This is a genomic window from Kingella denitrificans ATCC 33394 (genome assembly GCF_000190695.1).
Lineage (GTDB): Bacteria > Pseudomonadota > Gammaproteobacteria > Burkholderiales > Neisseriaceae > Kingella_A > Kingella_A denitrificans.
This window is the reverse complement of sequence record NZ_GL870929.1, coordinates 415,758-433,154: the sequence shown is the minus strand read 5'-3', so window position 1 is coordinate 433,154 and position 17,397 is coordinate 415,758. Positions and strand designations below refer to the sequence as shown.

22 protein-coding genes are annotated in these 17,397 nt (G+C 55.9%); 9 read left to right on the top strand and 13 right to left on the bottom strand.

Features of this window, described 5'->3' with window-relative positions; translation table 11 throughout:
- Window positions 1-8 precede the first annotated feature (8 nt).
- Window positions 9-848, bottom strand: coding sequence for a hypothetical protein (locus tag HMPREF9098_RS02105; protein ID WP_003781524.1), 840 nt, complete (start codon window positions 846-848; stop codon window positions 9-11).
- A 67-nt stretch (window positions 849-915) separates the two neighbouring features.
- Window positions 916-1,812 carry a recombination-associated protein RdgC gene (locus HMPREF9098_RS02100; RefSeq protein ID WP_040564604.1) on the bottom strand — a complete coding sequence of 299 codons (897 nt, stop codon included), beginning with the start codon at window positions 1,810-1,812 and terminating at the stop codon, window positions 916-918.
- A gap of 203 nt (window positions 1,813-2,015) precedes the next feature.
- Here HMPREF9098_RS02100 and HMPREF9098_RS02095 point away from each other — a divergent pair, with 203 nt between their 5' ends.
- The 5 genes from HMPREF9098_RS02095 to HMPREF9098_RS02075 all read left to right on the top strand — a co-directional run bounded on the left by HMPREF9098_RS02095 (window position 2,016) and on the right by HMPREF9098_RS02075 (window position 4,888).
- Window positions 2,016-2,843: an NUDIX domain-containing protein gene (locus tag HMPREF9098_RS02095; RefSeq protein WP_003781521.1), complete on the top strand. Its 828-nt coding sequence runs from the start codon at window positions 2,016-2,018 to the stop codon at window positions 2,841-2,843.
- Window positions 2,844-3,006: 163 nt separating this feature from the next.
- Complete coding sequence (locus HMPREF9098_RS02090; RefSeq protein ID WP_040564601.1) at window positions 3,007-3,216, top strand: helix-turn-helix transcriptional regulator; 210 nt, start codon at window positions 3,007-3,009, stop codon at window positions 3,214-3,216.
- Window positions 3,197-3,703 carry a hypothetical protein gene (locus tag HMPREF9098_RS02085; RefSeq protein WP_003781518.1) on the top strand — a complete coding sequence of 169 codons (507 nt, stop codon included), beginning with the start codon at window positions 3,197-3,199 and terminating at the stop codon, window positions 3,701-3,703. The genes HMPREF9098_RS02090 and HMPREF9098_RS02085 overlap by 20 nt, the downstream gene beginning before the upstream one ends.
- A gap of 71 nt (window positions 3,704-3,774) precedes the next feature.
- Window positions 3,775-4,287 (top strand): hypothetical protein, encoded by a 513-nt coding sequence (locus HMPREF9098_RS02080; RefSeq protein WP_040564185.1) that lies wholly within the window; start codon window positions 3,775-3,777, stop codon window positions 4,285-4,287.
- Window positions 4,288-4,348: 61 nt separating this feature from the next.
- Window positions 4,349-4,888, top strand: a complete 540-nt coding sequence (locus HMPREF9098_RS02075; RefSeq protein ID WP_003781516.1) for a hypothetical protein — start codon at window positions 4,349-4,351, stop codon at window positions 4,886-4,888.
- 108 nt (window positions 4,889-4,996) lie between these two features.
- On the opposite strand, the gene HMPREF9098_RS02070 is transcribed toward HMPREF9098_RS02075, so the two are convergent.
- The 5 genes from HMPREF9098_RS02070 to trmA form a co-directional block, all read right to left on the bottom strand.
- Entirely contained in the window at window positions 4,997-5,755 is a 759-nt protein-coding gene (locus HMPREF9098_RS02070) for a class I SAM-dependent methyltransferase (protein ID WP_003781514.1), read from the bottom strand.
- Between the two features lie 131 nt (window positions 5,756-5,886).
- Entirely contained in the window at window positions 5,887-6,516 is a 630-nt protein-coding gene (locus tag HMPREF9098_RS02065; RefSeq protein WP_003781513.1) for a Smr/MutS family protein, read from the bottom strand.
- 9 nt (window positions 6,517-6,525) lie between these two features.
- On the bottom strand, window positions 6,526-6,750 hold the full coding sequence (locus HMPREF9098_RS02060; protein ID WP_003781511.1) for a hypothetical protein: 225 nt from the start codon (window positions 6,748-6,750) through the stop codon (window positions 6,526-6,528).
- Window positions 6,743-6,958: a DUF4177 domain-containing protein gene (locus tag HMPREF9098_RS02055; protein ID WP_003781508.1), complete on the bottom strand. Its 216-nt coding sequence runs from the start codon at window positions 6,956-6,958 to the stop codon at window positions 6,743-6,745. Before HMPREF9098_RS02055 ends, HMPREF9098_RS02060 begins: the two co-directional genes overlap by 8 nt.
- Window positions 6,959-7,048: 90 nt before the next feature.
- Entirely contained in the window at window positions 7,049-8,149 is a 1,101-nt protein-coding gene (gene trmA, locus HMPREF9098_RS02050) for a tRNA (uridine(54)-C5)-methyltransferase TrmA (protein WP_040564183.1), read from the bottom strand.
- Between the two features lie 89 nt (window positions 8,150-8,238).
- Between trmA and HMPREF9098_RS02045 the strand changes: the two genes are divergently transcribed.
- The 3 genes from HMPREF9098_RS02045 to HMPREF9098_RS02035 all read left to right on the top strand — a co-directional run bounded on the left by HMPREF9098_RS02045 (window position 8,239) and on the right by HMPREF9098_RS02035 (window position 10,447).
- On the top strand, window positions 8,239-8,793 hold the full coding sequence (locus HMPREF9098_RS02045; protein ID WP_003781504.1) for a tetratricopeptide repeat protein: 555 nt from the start codon (window positions 8,239-8,241) through the stop codon (window positions 8,791-8,793).
- Between the two features lie 18 nt (window positions 8,794-8,811).
- Window positions 8,812-9,705 (top strand): archaetidylserine decarboxylase, encoded by an 894-nt coding sequence (asd, locus tag HMPREF9098_RS02040; RefSeq protein ID WP_003781503.1) that lies wholly within the window; start codon window positions 8,812-8,814, stop codon window positions 9,703-9,705.
- Between the two features lie 136 nt (window positions 9,706-9,841).
- The gene (locus tag HMPREF9098_RS02035; protein ID WP_003781501.1) at window positions 9,842-10,447 is read left to right on the top strand and encodes an imm11 family protein; all 606 of its coding nucleotides are present in this window, start codon (window positions 9,842-9,844) and stop codon (window positions 10,445-10,447) included.
- 72 nt (window positions 10,448-10,519) lie between these two features.
- Here the strand turns inward: HMPREF9098_RS02035 and HMPREF9098_RS02030 are convergent, their stop codons facing one another.
- The 5 genes from HMPREF9098_RS02030 to queA all read right to left on the bottom strand — a co-directional run bounded on the left by HMPREF9098_RS02030 (window position 10,520) and on the right by queA (window position 15,234).
- Window positions 10,520-12,688: a RelA/SpoT family protein gene (locus HMPREF9098_RS02030; protein WP_040564182.1), complete on the bottom strand. Its 2,169-nt coding sequence runs from the start codon at window positions 12,686-12,688 to the stop codon at window positions 10,520-10,522.
- 90 nt (window positions 12,689-12,778) lie between these two features.
- A complete protein-coding gene (rpoZ, locus tag HMPREF9098_RS02025) occupies window positions 12,779-12,985 on the bottom strand; it encodes a DNA-directed RNA polymerase subunit omega (RefSeq protein WP_003781499.1) in 207 nt (68 codons plus the stop codon).
- A 104-nt stretch (window positions 12,986-13,089) separates the two neighbouring features.
- A complete protein-coding gene (gmk, locus tag HMPREF9098_RS02020) occupies window positions 13,090-13,698 on the bottom strand; it encodes a guanylate kinase (protein ID WP_003781496.1) in 609 nt (202 codons plus the stop codon).
- 19 nt (window positions 13,699-13,717) lie between these two features.
- Window positions 13,718-14,056, bottom strand: coding sequence for a P-II family nitrogen regulator (locus tag HMPREF9098_RS02015; protein WP_003781495.1), 339 nt, complete (start codon window positions 14,054-14,056; stop codon window positions 13,718-13,720).
- Window positions 14,057-14,211: 155 nt separating this feature from the next.
- A complete protein-coding gene (gene queA, locus HMPREF9098_RS02010; RefSeq protein WP_003781492.1) occupies window positions 14,212-15,234 on the bottom strand; it encodes a tRNA preQ1(34) S-adenosylmethionine ribosyltransferase-isomerase QueA in 1,023 nt (340 codons plus the stop codon).
- A 291-nt stretch (window positions 15,235-15,525) separates the two neighbouring features.
- Here queA and HMPREF9098_RS02005 point away from each other — a divergent pair, with 291 nt between their 5' ends.
- Complete coding sequence (locus HMPREF9098_RS02005; protein WP_115324923.1) at window positions 15,526-15,861, top strand: phosphate transporter; 336 nt, start codon at window positions 15,526-15,528, stop codon at window positions 15,859-15,861.
- Window positions 15,862-15,937: 76 nt separating this feature from the next.
- Here HMPREF9098_RS02005 and HMPREF9098_RS02000 read toward each other — a convergent pair whose 3' ends face one another.
- Window positions 15,938-17,365 (bottom strand): surface lipoprotein assembly modifier, encoded by a 1,428-nt coding sequence (locus HMPREF9098_RS02000; protein WP_003781490.1) that lies wholly within the window; start codon window positions 17,363-17,365, stop codon window positions 15,938-15,940.
- Window positions 17,366-17,397: the final 32 nt, after the last annotated feature.

Genomic DNA, 17,397 nt, shown 5'->3' with positions numbered 1-17,397 from the left:
TGCAAGCATCAATTGTATTCTTTTTCGTCTTCCCGCGCTTGCACGATATGGCGATGGCTGACATAGACCAGCAGGGCGGACAATATCGGTAGCAGCCCGATGTAGCAGCCCAAAAAGGTAAGCATCATATCGGGCATGTGGCGGGCGAACTGCTTCCATTTCCAACCCAAAAAAATAATCGGCAGTCCGAGCATCAGCCACAGCAGCGGCAGCGAAAGCCAGTTCCGCCAGAAAATGCGCAGGCTGCCGCGGATGGCGGCGAGCGGTGTTTTGTCGTTCAGCACTACCAGCGCGGGGGCAAACCAAATCACGGCAAACGGAATGAGATGGAAAACGACGCTAACTGCGGCAAGCCACGGAGACAATCCCTCCAACATCACATATCCGAGCAAGGGATGCATGGGGGCGAAATAGGCAACCAGCAGTATGGCGACAGCTTTCATCGCCACCGCCCAAACCAGGGAAAATAGCGCCAGCAGCAATAAGGCGCACACCGACAAAACTGCCAAATCGAGGAATTTATACCGGAATCCCGCATAAATATTGAGTATCGGCAAACGGTTGTCTTTATCCAAGGCTTCGGCCGAGAGCAGCAGCCCGCCGAACAGCGGAAAACACAGTATCCACAATACCGCCAAGCCCAAGCCTATCGCCGCGTAATATGAAATCCAAGGGTTCAGCAGCGTGACGGACAAGGCAAAAACACCATAGAAAACGAAAATCGTGAAACACAGTGCGATGGCCATCAGCAGCCACATCAACGGGCTTTTGAGAAACAGGCGCGCCGCTTCCGCCAGCCATGAAAATCCTGCATAAAATCGGGTTTTGCGTATGGTTAAATCGTCCATCGTTATCTCCAAAAAAAGTCGGGTTTCGGTTGCAGGCTGCCTGAAAAAGCAGCCTGCACCCCACTGATTACTCCTGCCAGCCGCCCAAATGCTGTGCCAGTTCGCCAATCATCAGCGACAGGCTCTGTGCCATCAGGATTTGCGAGGCAAACGCCAAACTGGCCGCGTCGTCGCCCTGCTGTTCGGCTTCTTCCTGCAGCACGTCCAGATACTGGATGCGTTTGAGCGCGAATTCGTCGGTCAGCACGAAGGCGATTTGTTCGCGCCACACCAAACCCAGCTGCGTTACCGTTTTGCCGCTGTCCAGATGGCGGCGCACTTCGTCCGCGGTCAAATCCTGTTTGGCGATTTTCACCACAGGCGCGGCATCGCCTTGGCCTTTCAGCTCGCAGGAATTGTCCAATTCAAAGCCGCCGTCGCACGCGCCGCGCAGCAGCCATTCGGTCATCAGGCTGCCGGGCGACTGTTTGGCCTGCGGCAGGCGCGCTTCCAGTCCGCCCAAGGCTTCGCGCAGTTTGGTGAGCAGGTTTTCGGCTTTGCTGCCTGCGCCGTTAATCAGCAAAAAGCCGTGCTGCGTGTCGCAAACGGCGTGCGTGCGGCCGGTTTTGGTGAACGCGCGCGGCAGCAAATCGTCCGTAATCTGTTCTTTCAATTCCTGCTTTTCCTTGCGGCCGACATGGCGTGCTTCGGCTTCTTGGATTTGGGCGATTTTGTCGTCCAGAATATCGCGCACCACGGCGGCGGGCAGCACTTTTTCGGATTTTTTCAGCGACACCGCCCATGTGTGCTGCGCAGGGAAGACGAGTTCGGGCGAAAAGCCGTGCGGCGGCGCGAAGCCTTCGCTGAACCAATCCAGGCCGGTAACGGGGGCGAATTCGTGTTCTTGCAGGCGTTCGTTCAGCGCTTCGGGCGTGAAATCGGGAGATTTGGGGAGGACGTAAAAGGTAATTTGTTTGAACCACATGATAGTGTTGCCCTGAATGGATAAAAGTGCGCCATTATAGCAAATCCGCCGTGCGCAGGGCTTCAAAAAGCAGCCTGCACCCTGCTGCAAACGGCGTGCAGGCTGCTTTTGGCGTTGGCGCGGACGGGGTGGCTGTTTTACAATGCGCCCGTACATTGTTCGGCGCAAGGCCATGAACATTTCGAACATATCAGGAAGGGCGAATGATGCAGGAGCAGAACGAAATTAAGACCGTGGACGTGGCGGCAGGCATCGTGTTCAACGCACAGGGGCAGTGCCTGCTCTCCAGTCGGCCGGAAGGCAAGCCTTATGCGGGCTATTGGGAATTTGCCGGTGGCAAGCTGGAACACGGCGAAACGGCATTGGCGGCATTGCAGCGCGAATGGCGCGAGGAACTGGGCGTGGAAATTACGCGGGCAACGCCGTGGCTGTGCAAGCGCCATGCCTACGAACACGCCCATGTGCGCATTTGGTTTTTCCGCGTGGCGGCAGGCGATTGGCACGGCGAATTGCAGGCGAAGGAGGGGCAGCGCTGGGCATGGCAGACGGTGGGGCGGTTTGACGTGTCGCCCATGCTGCCCGCCAACGGCGCGTTGCTGCGCGCATTGTCGTTCCCCACGGATTGGACGGGCGGTTTGGCAACGGAAGTGCGCGGCTGCGGCGAACGTGCGGACTGGTGTTTGCGGCCGCGGCATGCGGCGCAACCCGGCGGCCATGTGTGGCTGGCGTGGCACGAATGGGCGGCGGGCGGTGAGCCGTCATTGGCGGAATACGGCAGCGTGTGGCTGCTGGCGGATGGCGAAGCACAGGTGCAGGCTGCTTTGGCGGCAGAAGGCCCGGACGGCGTGATTTGGCGCATGGCGGATTCGGCACAGGCAAAAGCAGCCTGCACCCTGCTGCAAGAAGGATGCGGCCTGCCTTTGGTGTTGGCAGCGCCCGCACCGTTGTGCGAAACGTTTGAACGGCAATGGCGCGCTTTTGGGGCGCAGGCGGTGCTGCGTTTGGATGAGAGTGAATTAAAATCAGAATGATACGGCACTCGTTGCCGCCTTGCTTCATTTTTATTTTCATCCGCTCAATCCACTAAATTTATAAGTGCAGGCTGCTTTTGCAGCAATTTTGTCCGATATATTTGACATGAAAACGGCGCAATGCCATACTTATGTCAGATATATCGGACATTTTATTGAGGCTATGAACAGAGTTCGGCAGTTCCGCAAGCAGAAGCAGCTTTCGCAGCAGGCTTTGGCAGATTTGGTGGAAGTTTCGCGGCAGACGGTGAATATGATTGAAAATCAAGATTATAACCCGACCCTGTCTTTGTGTATCCGCTTGGCAAAAGCGTTGGATACGGATTTGAACGCGCTTTTTTGGGAAGAGGAAGATGAACAAATTCAACCGTAAATTGTTGGACGGCATGATTGGCAAGCAGGACGAACGCGAGCGGCTGGAAATGTATGAGCGGATGGCGGTGTGTTATGCGTATCTGTTTTGGGGTTCGCTGCTGGTGTGTTGGGGCAGCTGGCTGATTGGCTGGGAGGCCGGCCAAAATGCGGTTTGGCTTTTTCTTTTATTGGGCATTCCGGTGTACGGTTGGGCAAAACTCAACGATATATCGGACGAGGTGATTCCGTATCCCCAAAAGATAACGCCGGAAACGGCCAAAGAGGTGTTGAGAAAAGCACGGAAGGCTGCATTGCTATTAGGCCTGATGGCTGCTGTGATGGCGTTTGTTGCCGGCAAACTCTATGCAAAGGATGTGCCGTTCCTTTTGATTCTGCCGTTTGCGGTATTGCTGTTTTTGGCCATTGCTGGCGGCACATACAGCAGCGCGTGCATGCGGGTGAAAAAGACGTTGCGCGAATTGCGCGAAGACGAAGAGGAAGATTGATGTGCAGGCTGCTTTTAACGGGCGGATGGTTTTATAGATGTTGATTTTAAAAAATATTTTTGGAGATGGAAATGAAGAAGTTTCATCAGAATCTGTTGGATGGCATGATGGGGCGGAAAGATGAGCGTGAGCAGCTGGAGGCTTATGAGCGGCTGGCACTTGGTGCTGCTTATATTTTTTGGATTGCGCTATTGTTGAATTTGGTTGGAATGCTGGCGGATTGGGCACCGGCCAAATGGGCAGGCAGCGTGTTGCTGCTGATATTTCTGTTGGTGCACGGCTGGCCGAAGGGGAAAGCGCGTGATTTGTCAGACGATACCATTCCCAATCCACGGGCAATCACGCCCGAAACGGCACGCGGTATTTTGAAACAGGCGCGTTGGCGGTCATTGGCTTGGGCGGCTGCGACTTCCGTGCCGATTGCCCTGTTCATTAAAAACAAAGCACCGGAAGCCCCCAACGGCGCGATTGCCTTTTTCGGCGCGCTGGTGTTTGTGGTAGTGGGCGTTGCCATGTACGGCAGTGCGGTGAAAAAAGTGAAAGAGACCTTGCGCGAACTGAATGAAGGCGAAAGGGACGATTGAACGTGCAGGCTGCTTTTTCATTGGCAGATTAAAGCTATTTGGATAATGTATTGGGAGAAAAATGATGAACAAATTCAACCGTAAAATGGTGGATTCCATGCTTGGGCGGCAGGACGAGCGCGAACGGCTGGAAACGTATGAGCGGATGGCGGTGTGCTATGCGTATCTGTATTGGGGTTCGATACTGGTGGGGCTGGGCAGCTGGATCATGGGCTGGAAAGGCGGAGAGGTGGCTCTTTGGCTGTGGTTTCTGTTGGTTATTCCGTTACGCGGTTGGGCGAAAGTCAGTTGGTCGGAATACAACGATTTGTCGCCTACGGTCATTTCTTCATCCGAAAAAATCACACCGGAAACGGCCAAAGGTATCTTGCGGAGGGCTTTGAAAAATTCTTTAATTTTTTCAGGCGGTATCTGTGCCATGATTTTTGTAATGATGAAACGGAGAAGTCCCGAATCCCCCAATCTGTTAATTTTGTTTTTTGTGGGATTGATATTTTTGTTTATGGTGGTCGGCTGTTATTGCAGTGCGGACATGAAGGTGAAAAAGGCCTTGCGCGAGCCTCCGCGTGAAGATAAGGACGCAGAGGAGGATGAAGATTGATGAAACAGGTGCAGGCTGCTTTTGCGGCGTGCGTCACCTTGAAAAAAGCAGCCTGCACTTCGGTTTTCCGTTGCAGGCTGCTTTTTCAATTCAGGGCAATGGACGGGATTATGGTTGGCCGTCTTGCGCGTCCGCCGCATAGGGCAGATACACGTCAAACCGCGTGGATTTGCCCGTGTATTGATATGCAGGCTGCTTTTGCGCCAGAAATCCGCCCAAGCGCGGCCGCTTCACCACCACGCGTTTTTTGGCGGTTTCGCGTGCCGCGTGCAGCAGGGCTTCGTCGTCCTGCGCGGCGGACAGGCCCACCAGTTCATGAAAATACGCCATTTCCTTTTTCACGGCGGCCGATTTTTGGCGTTCGGGATACATCGGGTCGAGATACACCACGTCGGGCCGTCCGAAGCGGGCGGCGGTATCGGGCATGGCCTGCACCGCGTCGGCGTGTGTCAATACCATGCGCCGGGCGATGTCTGCCGTTTCCGCATTCTGCATGGCGCGCTGCCAGCCGTCGCACAGCAGCGCGAACACGGCGGGATTTTGTTCGAAGGTGCGCACCGGCAAACCCAAGCCCGCCAGCACGAAACTGTCGCGCCCCAAGCCGCCGGTCGCGTCCCACACGGTCGGGTGTGCGCCCAGGTTCACCGCTTTGGCAATCAGTTCGCCGCCGCCTTTCAGCCGCCGGTAAGTGGCCGCGTTGCCGTCAAAATCCACCGAAACCATGCCTTTTTCGCCCGCCTTGCCCAGTTGCAGGCCGTGTTCGCCGAAACACAGGAACACACCGCTTTCCGGCCTTTCGGACAATGGGGCGGCGGGCAGGAGGGCGGTCAGGTAATCGGGCAGGGGGTGGTCGGTATAAATCTTCATGTGCAGGCTGCTTTTATCGCGGATGAAAACCGCAATGATACGGCGTTGGCAACGCCCTTATGTACTTCCGTACACAGCGCTCGTTACCGCCTTGTCTCATTTTTATTTTAATCCACTATAATCCGCTGTATTCATTCGGCAAACGGGTCGATAGCGCGGCGGCGCTTCACCAAAATCCGCACGGCGCCGTCATTGTTTTTGTGCGGCTCGCAATAGGCCAGCACGTCGGGATGTGCCATCAGCCAGCGGCGCACCAGCGATTTGAGCACGGGCGTGTAGCCGCGCGAACCCAGTCCGCTGCCGTGCACGATTTCGCCGCACACGCCGCGTTTCTGCACAAATTCAATGAATTCGTTCAGCACCTGCTGCGCCTCTTCCTGCGTGTAACCGTGCAAATCCACATCAGCCACCACTTCGTAATAACCGCTTTGCAGGCGTTTGATGTCGTTCGCGCCCTGGCCGTTTTTGCTGAATGTGGCGGGAATTTCCAGTTGCAGGCTGCCTTCGCCGACGAAAAACAGGTTGTCCTGCTCGGCATCCGCCTGTTTCGGGCGCGGTTTGATGGGCGATTTGTCGCGCGGCGGAATGTATTGGTTGTGCGGCTTGATGGGCTGCACGCCTTTCATGGCTTCGGCAAAGCTGGTTTCCGCGCTTTCTTCGGCGGCTTTTCGGGCTTTGGCTTCGGCAGCGGCTTCTTCGCGCAGTTTGGCCTGCGCTTTGGCTTCTTTGTGCAGCGATTTGAGCTGGTCTTGGAAATTCATGGGGTGCCTTTAATTGATGTAGTCGTTGTCGCGCAGCTGTTTGTCTTCCGTTAATTGCCCCGCCACGATAAACACGGCAAACGCGATTAGGAACAGCCCCGCCATGGTCAGCGTGATTTTCAGGAAAAGCACGTCATCCCAAGATGGCAGCCAGATTTGCGACAGGAACAGCAGTATCCAAGCACAAAAAAGCCCCGTACAAATCCACAGGCAGGCAGTTTTCAGTTTACGCATCCTCTCGCTCCAAAATCACCACATAGGCCTCGCGTTTCCAAAACAGGAACATGCGGCGCACGTCTTTTTCCATGGTGACCACGCGCCAACCTTGTTTGGCATTGGTATTCAGAAATGCGCTGAACCGCACGGGATCGATTTTTGCCGTGCCGAACAGGAGAGAGGACAGTGCGTTTTCTTGGTAAATAACGGCTTTGTATTCTTTCATGATGATTCCTTTAAGGTGATGCGGATGGGAAAATGCCGGTGTGCATCGGTTGGCCGAACGGGAGTTCGGGCGGATGCAGGCAGCCTGCACTTATTTTTTCGCCAGCAGCACGCCGCTTTCGATATGCGGCGTGAACGGGAATTGGTCGAACAGCGCGGCCGCCTGCACGGTGTGCGTTTGCGTGAGCGTTTGCAGGTTGTCGGCCAGCGTGTCCGGATTGCACGAAACATAGATAATCGATTCGAACTGCGCCACCAGTTTCAGCGTTTCGCTGTCCACGCCTGCACGCGGCGGGTCGATGAAGATGGTGGAAAAATCGTAATCCGACAGGCGGATGCCCTGCGCGGTCAGGCGCTGGAAATCGCGCGCGCCGGTATAGGCTTCGGTAAATTCTTCGGCGGACAAGCGGGCAATGGCGATATTGTCCGTGCCGTTGGCCTGAATGTTCCATTGCGCGGCGGCCACCGAGGTTTTGGAAACTTCCGTGGCCAGCACGCGGCGGAAACGGCGTGACAGGGGCAGGGTGAAGTTGCCGTTGCCGCAATAGAGTTCCAGCAGGTCGCGCGGCGGGGTGCAGGCTGCTTTTTCGGCTTGGGCGCACGCCCATTCAAGCATTTTCTCGCAAACGCGGGCATTGGGCTGTGTGAAGCCGCCTTCCAGCTGGCGGTATCGGTAGGTTTGCCCGCAGACGGTCAGCGTTTCGGTAACGTAGTCTTCGCGCAACACGATTTTCTGCCCGCGGCTGCGCCCGATAATGCTAATGCCCAGCGCGTCCTGCAACGTGCAGGCTGCTTTTTGCCATTCGTCATCCAAGCGTTTGTGGTAAATCAGCGTTACCAGCATTTCGCCGCTCAAGGTGCATAGGAATTCGCATTGGTACAAGCGGTGGCGAAAAACGTCCTGCTGCGACAAAGCGTCCAACAGCCGCGGCATCAGCGCGTTGATGCGTTCGTGCGCCGGCGGAAACTGCGCCAGCTTGATGAGCGATGCGCTGGACGCTTTGCTGCCCGGCTCGAACATGGCATAGTTCATGGCGCCGCCCTCGTGCCAAATGCGGAATTCGGCGCGCATGCGGTAACCCTGTTCGGCAGACGCGAATACTTCGATTTCGGGTGCGCCGAACGGGGCAAGCAATGTGTGCAGGCGTTGGATTTTGGCGTTCAGTTGAGTGTTGTATGCAGCGGAAGACATGGCGGTTTGCGGTGGGTAAAAGGGCTTATTATAGCGAAAATCGGGTATAATCCAATCGAAATGACGAATTTTCATCAGGAGACGGAATAATGAGTTCGAATGAAAAAGACGCAGGTCTGGTGGCCTATGAACAGGGCGATTTTGCCGCCGCCTTGGCCGAATGGCGCCAGCTGGCGGAAGAAGGCAACCTGCAAGCCTGCCACAATATCGCCATCATGTACGAAATGGGTCAGGGCGTGGAAGCCGATTTGGCGCAGGCGCAGCAATGGTGCGAACGTGCGGCGCAAGGTGGCAGCGTGCCGGCGCAGGCGCATTTGGGCTATCTGCTGATTCAGCAGCAACAGCCGGAACAGGCGGCGCAATGGTGGACGAAAGCCGCACAAGCGGGCGATGCCGACGCGCAGTTCAGCTTGGGCCAGCTTTATTATTTGGGCCAAGGCGTGGCAAAGGACGACGAAGAAGCCGCCGACTGGTTTGAAGCCGCCGCCCTGCAAAACCACATGGGCGCGCAGTTCAATTTGGGCGTGATGTATGCCAACGGCCAGCGTTACGCCCATGCCAAATACTGGTGGACAAAGGCCGCACAGTCGGGCGACGAACAGGCGCAGGCTGCTTTGAAGCAATTGGCCGACATGGGCGTTTAACCATTCACAGGACGATTTATGAATTTGCAACCTTATCCGAAACCGAGCATTACCGAACGCATCAAAATCGCCGCGCATTACCTTTTGCCGCAGCTGCTGCTGACCCAATGTGCAGGCTGGTTGGCGCAAAGGCGCTGGGGCAAAGTAACCCATTTCATCATCGACCGCTTTGCGCGGCATTACCGCGTGAACTGGCAGGAAGCGCAAAAATCCAAACCCGGCGACTATGCCACCTTCAACGAATTTTTCACGCGCACGCTCAAAGACGGTGCACGCCCCATCATCGCCGACGAGAACACGCTCTGCCTGCCCGCAGACGGCCGCGTGAGCGAAAGCGGCACGATTGACGACAACCGCCTGTTGCAGGCCAAAGGGCATTTGTTCACGCTGGAAGATTTGTTGGCGGGCGATACCGAATTGGCAGCACAATTTCGCAACGGCACATTCCTGACCACCTATCTTTCGCCGCGCGACTACCACCGCGTGCACATGCCCTGCGCCGGAACGCTGCGCCGCATGATTTATGTGTCGGGCGAACTGTTTTCCGTCAATCCGTTTTTGGCGCAGCACATTCCCAACCTGTTCGCCCGCAACGAGCGCGTGGTTTGCGTGTTCGACACGGAATACGGCCCGATGGTGCAGATTCTGGTCGGCGCCACCATCACCGCCAGCATGAGCACCGTGTGGCACGGCGTGGTCAATCCGCCGCGACAAGACGGCGTGCGCGAGTGGCATTATCCTGCCGACGGCGAAACCGCTGTCCACCTGGCCAAAGGCGAAGAAATGGGCGCATTCCAGCTCGGCTCCACCGTAGTGAACCTGTTCGCCCCCGGCCGCGTTTCCCTGCACGAACGCTTGCAGGCCGGTGCGATAACGACAATGGGCGAATGCTTGGGTTGGGCGGTGAAATAACGCAGCCGAGTTAATTTATCCGCATAAAATCAACATGAAAAAGCAGCCTGCACTTTGAAATTCGGAGTGCAGGCTGCTTTTGACAACCTGTTCGCACCCTTAACAAACGTTCTCGTTAATCAAAAAAGGAATTCAAATGATCCATCAATGGACCAGTGCACCGTATCTTAAATATGCCGGCTATCTTGGCAAAACAGAAGAAGATGAGAGTGCTATCGCATGGAATAGTCCGGCACTGGGTACACCGCTGCCACCGCTGTCCCAATGGAAAACCCCGACGCTGGTGCAGTACATTGGCGACAGGCGTATCCGCAAACCCAGAATCATTGCCGATGCTGTTTCTACAGGAGGGATTCATCTGATCAGCCAAAAAGCAGCCGATGCGCTGCACGATATTTGGGACAAACACGCCACCCTGTATCCCGTGCTGCTGGAAGACAAACCCGAAGAGCCTTATTACATGGTGGTGGTGCATACCGTGATTGACTGTTTGGATCGGGAGCAGTCCATTGGTTCTAAGGCACTCGAAGAAACTGCTCGTGGACAAAAAGGTTATTTTGACACGGTGACCGAATGGGTGATGCGCGAGGAAGAAATCGGAGATAACGAATTGTTCGTGCTTCCCGACAGCGATACAGAAATTTATACCACCGAGGCATTCAAACAGCGGGTGCTGCAGGCGGGTCTGACGGGATTTGGCTTTGTCCGATATTCTTATGACGACGAACCCTTTATCAGCTAACCGAACATGAAAAAGCAGCCTGCACTTTGGAAAATGAAGTGCAGGCTGCTTTTTTATTTTTACCGACGCAGGCTAAACCCGCTGAACCTTGCGGACTTGCGGAATGGTGTGCAGCGCGGCCATAATCGCCTGCAAATGCGCCGCGTCGCGCACGTTCAAATTGAAACGGAATTCGATAAAGCCTTCCGTGCCGGCCTGCGATTTGGACAAGGTGTCCACCGAAGCGATATTGCCGCCGGTTTCCGAAATGGCCGCCGCCATTGAAGCAAGCAGCGCGTGGGCATCGGCCGAAGAGACCACCACCGCCGCATCATACATTTTTTCAACGCCGGCCGGCAGGCTTGCCCAATCGGCGTCCAGTTGTTGCTCCGGCTCGGATTTCAGCAGCACGGGGCAGTTTTCGCGGTGGATAATCAGGCCTTGGTCTTTCACCATCACGGCGCGCACCGCATCGCCCGCCACCGGCATGCAGCATTTGCCCAAATGCACGCGCGCGGTTTCGCTGCCGTTAATCTGAATCGGGTTGAGCTTCACTTCGCCGCCGTCCAAATGGTTGCCCGCCAGCTCGGCAATCTCCATCGCCACCGCCACCGGCAGGGTCAGCCCCATGCCCACGTTATACAGCACGTCTTCCAGCGTCTGGTCTTTGTTTTGCAGATGGTGCAGGTATTGGTCTTTGAGTTTGTCCGACTGGGCGACTTCTTTCGGCAGCAGGCTGCCCAGGGCTTGGGCCAGCAAGCGTTCGCCCAAGGCGATGGCATCGTTGCGGCTGGTGTTTTTCACATAACTGCGGATGGCGCTGCGGGCGCGGCTGGACACGGCAAAATTCAGCCATGCCGGATTCGGCTTGCCGTTGGGCGATGTGATGATTTCTACTGTGTCGCCCGTTTTTAATTTGGTGCGCAGCGGCACGGGGATGTGGTTCACTTTCGCGCCGATGCAGCGGTTGCCGATGTCGGTGTGGATGGCATAGGCAAAGTCGATGGCGCTTGCGCCACGCGGCAAAGTGATGATTTTTCCTTTCGGCGTAACGATATACGCTTCGTTGGGGAACAAATCGACTTTGACGTGTTCCAAAAATTCAAACGCATTGTCGCTGCGCGATTGCAAATCCAAAATATTTTGCAGCCATTGGTTGGTGCGCAGCGTGGTTTCGTCTTCCACGGAATCGCCCGCTTTATAAGCCCAATGGCTGGCTACGCCCACTTCGGCGACTTCGTGCATTTTGCGCGTGCGTATCTGCACTTCAATCGGTAGGCCGTACGGGCCGTTGAGTGTGGTGTGCAATGATTTGTAGCCGTTGGATTTCGGAATGGCGATATAGTCTTTGAATTTGCCGGGTTTGGGCTGATACAGGCTGTGCAGCGCGCCCAAAGCGGCATAACAGGCCGGAATGCTGTTCACAATCACGCGGAAGCCGTAAATATCCAAAACTTCTTCAAATTTCAGATGCTTGCTCAACATTTTCTGGTGAATGTTGTATAAGTTTTTTTCACGGCCGCGCACTTGCGCTTCAATATTGTGCCCCACCAGGCGCAGGCTGATTTCGCGCAACACGCGGTCGATGACATCGTGGCGGTTCTTTTTGAACGCGGTCATGGCGCGCTGCAACACGGCATAGCGGCGCGGATGCAGCGCTTTGAACGCCAAATCCTGCAATTCGCGGTACACATGGTTCAGCCCGAGCCGGTTGGCAATGGGGGCATATACTTCCAATGTTTCGGTGGCGATGCGCACGCGGCTGCTTTGGCTTTTCGCGCCCAGCGTCCGCATATTGTGCAGACGGTCGGCCAGCTTGACAATGATGACGCGCACGTCTTTGGTCATAGCCAAAATCAGCTTGCGGAAACTTTCGGCCTGCTGCTCGGCTTTGTTGTCGTATTTCAGGTTTTCCAGTTTGGAGAGTCCGTCCACCATTTCGGCGATGGTGTTGCCGAATTGTTCCGCCATTTCGCTTTTGGAAACGTCCGTGTCTTCCAGCACATCGTGCATCAGCCCGGCGCACAATGTTTGAATGTCCATGTGCCATTTGGCCAATTCGGTGGCCACGGCGATGGGGTGGGTGATATACGGTTCGCCGCTTTTGCGCGTCTGCCCGTCGTGCGCACGGAAGGCGTAGGCACAGGCTTTTTCCAGCAGGTGGCTTTCTTCATCGGTGAGGTAGGCGGCATGCCGGAACAAAAGCTCGCGCGCAGGTGCAGTAATGGGGTCGTAAGTCAGGGAAGCTGGAATGACGGGCATGGCGGATTCTTTGAACGGGATGGGGCTGGAAAATAGGAAAGTGCAGGCTGCTTTGAACGGTGATTCAAAAGCAGCCTGCACTTTAGCGGATTATCGGTTACGCGACAAAATATCGACGCCGACTTGGCCGGCTGCAATTTCACGCAATGCGGTAACGGTGGGTTTGTCGTGGCGAATATCGTCCACCAAGGGCGATGTGCCGTTTTCCAGTTGGCGTGCGCGGCGTGCGGCGGCCAGGGTCAAATCGAAATGGTTGGGAATGTGCGGAGTGCAGTCTTCCACGGTAATGCGGGCCATAATGTTTCCTTAGTTGTCCAAAGCAGGCAAAAGCAGCCTGCACCTTAAAAGCGGGAAGAGACGGCGCGAAGCCTTATCTCTTTTTTACGTTAAGCAATGATATTTTAAGTGTTCTGCAACACTTTTTCAATGCTGGCGACATGGTTGCGTTTCAGCAGGCGAGCGGCTTGGAAAATGCACCAAAGCTCTTCTTCCGCCTGTTGCAGGCTGCGGTTGCTCACCACATAATCGAACGTCAGCGCCTGCTGGATTTCATCGACCGCCTCGCTCAAACGGCGGGCAATGACTTCCTCGCTGTCGGTTTGGCGTTGGCGCAGGCGCTGTTCCAGCACGGCCAGGCTGGGCGGCAGGATGAAAATGCTCAATGCTTCGGGCAGGGCTTTGCGGACTTGCTGCGCGCCCTGCACGTCGATTTCCAAAATCACGTCATAGCCCTGTTCGCACATGGATTGCACGCTTTCGTAGCTCGTGCCGTAATAATTGCCGAACACCTGCGCGTGTTCCAAAAACGCGCCTTCGCCCGCCAGGCGGACAAATTCTTCTTCGCTGACAAAATGATAATGCTGCCCGTTCACTTCACCGGCGCGCGGCGGGCGCGTGGTGTGCGACACGGACACGCGCACGTTTGGATGCTGCTGCACCAACCGCGATACCAGCGTGGTTTTGCCGGTGCCGGAAGCGGCGGAAATGACAAAAATATTACCTTTGCTCATGGCTGCTCCTTAAAATGGTTTAAATGGCCGTTTCGCCAGTTTCGCCCGTGCGGATGCGGATGACTTCTTCCACCGGCAGCACGAAAATTTTGCCGTCGCCGATTTTGCCGGAGCGCGCGGCTTCGATAATCGCTTCCACGGTGCGCTCGATTTGGTCGTCGGGCAGCACCACTTCGATTTTGACTTTGGGCAGGAAATCCACCGCATATTCCGCACCGCGATACACTTCGGTGTGTCCGCGTTGGCGGCCGAAGCCTTTGACTTCGCTCACTGTCATGCCTGTGATGCCCAGTTCGGTTAAGGCTTCGCGCACGTCGTCCAGTTTGAACGGCTTGATGATGGCTTCGATTTTTTTCACGATACGGCTCCTTTGGTCGGGTTGGTGTGATGTGCAGGCTGCTTTCGAAGATGGGAAAAGCAGCCTGCACGTTAGATTTTACGGGGCAACGCTATGAATTATATTTTTTAATGTTGATGTTAAATGGTATTTCTGAGTGCAGGCTGCTTTCTGGTTTAAGCACGGTGCAGCAACATGGCGTCGCCATAGCTGAAAAAGCGGTATTCCTGTTCGATGGCGTGCCGGTAAATTTCGCGGATACGTTCGCTGCCGGCAAAGGCGGACACCAGCATCAGCAGCGTGGATTTGGGCAGGTGGAAATTGGTTATCAGGCCGTCAATCACGCGGAACGTGTAGCCCGGCGTGATGAAAATATCCGTGTCGCCCTGCCCGGCATGCAGGCTGCCTGAACGTGCTGCCGATTCGATGGCGCGTAACGATGTGGTGCCCACCGACCAAACGCGGTTGCCGCGTGCTTTAGCGGCTTGGATTTTGGCAACGGTGGCTTCGGGCACATCAAACCATTCGCTGTGCATTTTGTGTTCGGCAATATTGTCCACGCGCACGGGCTGGAACGTGCCTGCGCCGACATGCAGCGTAACCTCTGCAAATTCTACACCTTTTTGCTGCAATGCGCTCAAAATTTCGTGGGTGAAATGCAGCCCTGCGGTGGGGGCAGCCACGGCGCCCTGATATTTGGCATACACGGTTTGGTAGCGCGCGTCGTCGTTGTCGTCGGCGGGGCGCACGATGTAGGGCGGCAGCGGCAGCGCGCCGTATTCTTCCAGCAGCGTATAAACATTGTGCCGGTGGTGGAATTGCAGCTTGAACAGTTCGCCGACACGTTCGGTCATGGTGGCGTGCAGGCTGCCTTCAAATATCAGCTCGGTGCCGGCTTTTGGCGATTTGGACGAGCGGATATGCGCCAGCGCGGTGTGTTCGTCCAGCACGCGCTCAATCAAGGCTTCGATTTTGCCGCCCGTGGCCTTCTGCCCGAACAGCCGCGCCTTCATCACTTTGGTGTTATTGAACACCAGCACGTCGCCCGTTGCAATATAGTTCGGCAAATCGGGAAAATGCCGGTCTTCAATCGGCTGGTTGTGTTGCGCCACCAACAGGCGGCTGCTGCCGCGCACGGCGGGCGGGTTTTGGGCAATCAGGTGTTCGGGCAGGTGGAAATCGAATTCGGAAATGTGCATGGCGGTATCGGCAAAGTAAAACGGATATTATAGACGGTTTTGGCCGATAAAGTGCAGGCTGCTTTCGGGCGGTTGTGTGGCATATTTCCCATTCATGCGCGCCGTATTGCCGCAAAAACGCGGAACGTGTAGCCTAATCGGTGCAATCGCTATACAATAACGCGATTTTGCCGCAGCGGTGCGCGGATGCCCGCAGCATTCCGTGCGGCGTGTGTGATGAATTGAAATTAATTGTTTAGGAGTATGGTTATGGGTTCGATTCCAGTGGCCGGGCAGGGTTCCGGTCCTTATATGTTGATTGCTTTTGCGGTCGGTTTTTGGGGCATTTGGTCGGCCAACCGCGATATGAAGTCTTTGAGCGAGTCGTTGGTCATCATTATTATTGCGATTGCCACCAAGGCATTGATGGAATGGAGCGGTATGCCCGAATTTGACAGTCAGTTGCTGACGATTTGGGGCTTGCTGTATGTTTATTTGGTGGTGATTTTCGAATTGGTGAACCGCTTTTCGGGCAGTATGGCGAGCAATCTGATTATTTCCGTGGGCGGCGCCATCGGGTATTTCGGCTTGTCGCGCTATCTGTTTTCAGAAGCCGGCATGGCCATGGTGAAAGGCTGGCTCGCTTAATCACCGCTGCACACAAAAAAGCAGCCTACACTTTGGGAAACTGAAGTGCAGGCTGCTTTTTTCGTTGATGATATGATTAAAACGCCTTGTTCAACTGGATAAACACATCGCGTTTGGTGTAATCGCCGTAAAACGGGTGGTTGCTGCGCGTTTGCTGCCAACGCCACACCAGGCGCGGCATGATGCCCCACCATTGGACTTTGCGGTTCCAAAGCGACACAGCGGCGGAACGTTCGTGGTCGATGCGGATGTAGTTGAACGGAAAATTCGGGCGGTCGTAGGTGCGTTTCGCCCACGACAGATTCACCGACGTGCCGAACTGTGCCGGCCATTGCTGCGTCCAGCCGACACGAACGGCTTGGCGGCGGTAGGCATCGCTGGCGTCTTGTGCGGTTTTGCGCGTCCAGTCCGTGCCGAGCGTCCAATACTGCGTGCCGCTGGGCACAAACAACCATGTGGCGGACGCGGTGCGCAGGCGGCCTTCCAAATAGCGGCGGTCGTCATAATTCTGTGTGGCGTGCGCGGCGGAAAGCATCAGCTGGTTGCGCGCGGTTAGCCAATACGACCAGTCGATGCCAATGCCCAACTCGCGCGAATAGCCGTCGCTGCCGAACCAGCGGCGCTCGAAATAGGGCTGCACCACGGTTTCGGAACGGCCTGTCTGATAACCGAATCCGGCTTTCACGCGCACGGCCAAATCGTCGAAACGGTGGTTGTCCCAATAGGTTTTGCCGTATAGGTCGGCGCCGTAACGCAGGGTGAAGTGGTCGGCCAGCCATTTTTCGCGCGACACGCTGCCGTAATACGAGATGCCGTGTGCGGATTCGGGCGGATTGAGCGACCATGCGCCGATGATGTAGCGGTCGGGCGTGTTGCCCACGTTTTTGTCGTCCAGGTAATTGCCGTTCACTTGGAATTTCCAGTCTTCCCGCGCTTTGATGCTGTTCAGGTAGGTTTGGGCGACTTGGTGGAATTCGGGCGGCAAATCGGTGCGCTGCGCGATTTCTTCAAATGCTTTGGCGGCGGACGGGTAGCGGTAGTCGCTGTGCAGGGTTTGCGCCAGCGACATTTGCGCCACGGGCATATCGGGCTGCTTGTCCAAGGCAAAGCGGAATTTTTCGATGGCTTGGGCGTAATGGCCGTCTGCGCGCGCAATTATGGCTTCGGACAGTGCAATCGGCACTTCTTCGTTGCCGTCGGGCAGGCGGCGGTACAAGGGCAGCAGCAGGCGCACGGCGGGCGTGTTGTTGGCGGCGATGGCCGAATAAAACGCCTGTTTCAAAAGTGCAGGCTGCTTTTGCAGTTCTTCCGATGAAATGGTCAGACTGCCGGATTCGCTTTGTTGCGGCGGTTGGGGTGGTGCGGGCACGTCTGCGGGCGGCTGTTTGTCGAAGTGTTCTTCCGGTGCGGTGAGCGACTGTTCCACTTTGGGCGGCAACGGGGCAGCCTGCACTTGTGCGGCGAATAGGGCGGGCAGCAGCCAGAAAATAGGGCGGATGTTCATAAAGCGTTGGTTTGGGGTGGTTGCGGGTAATA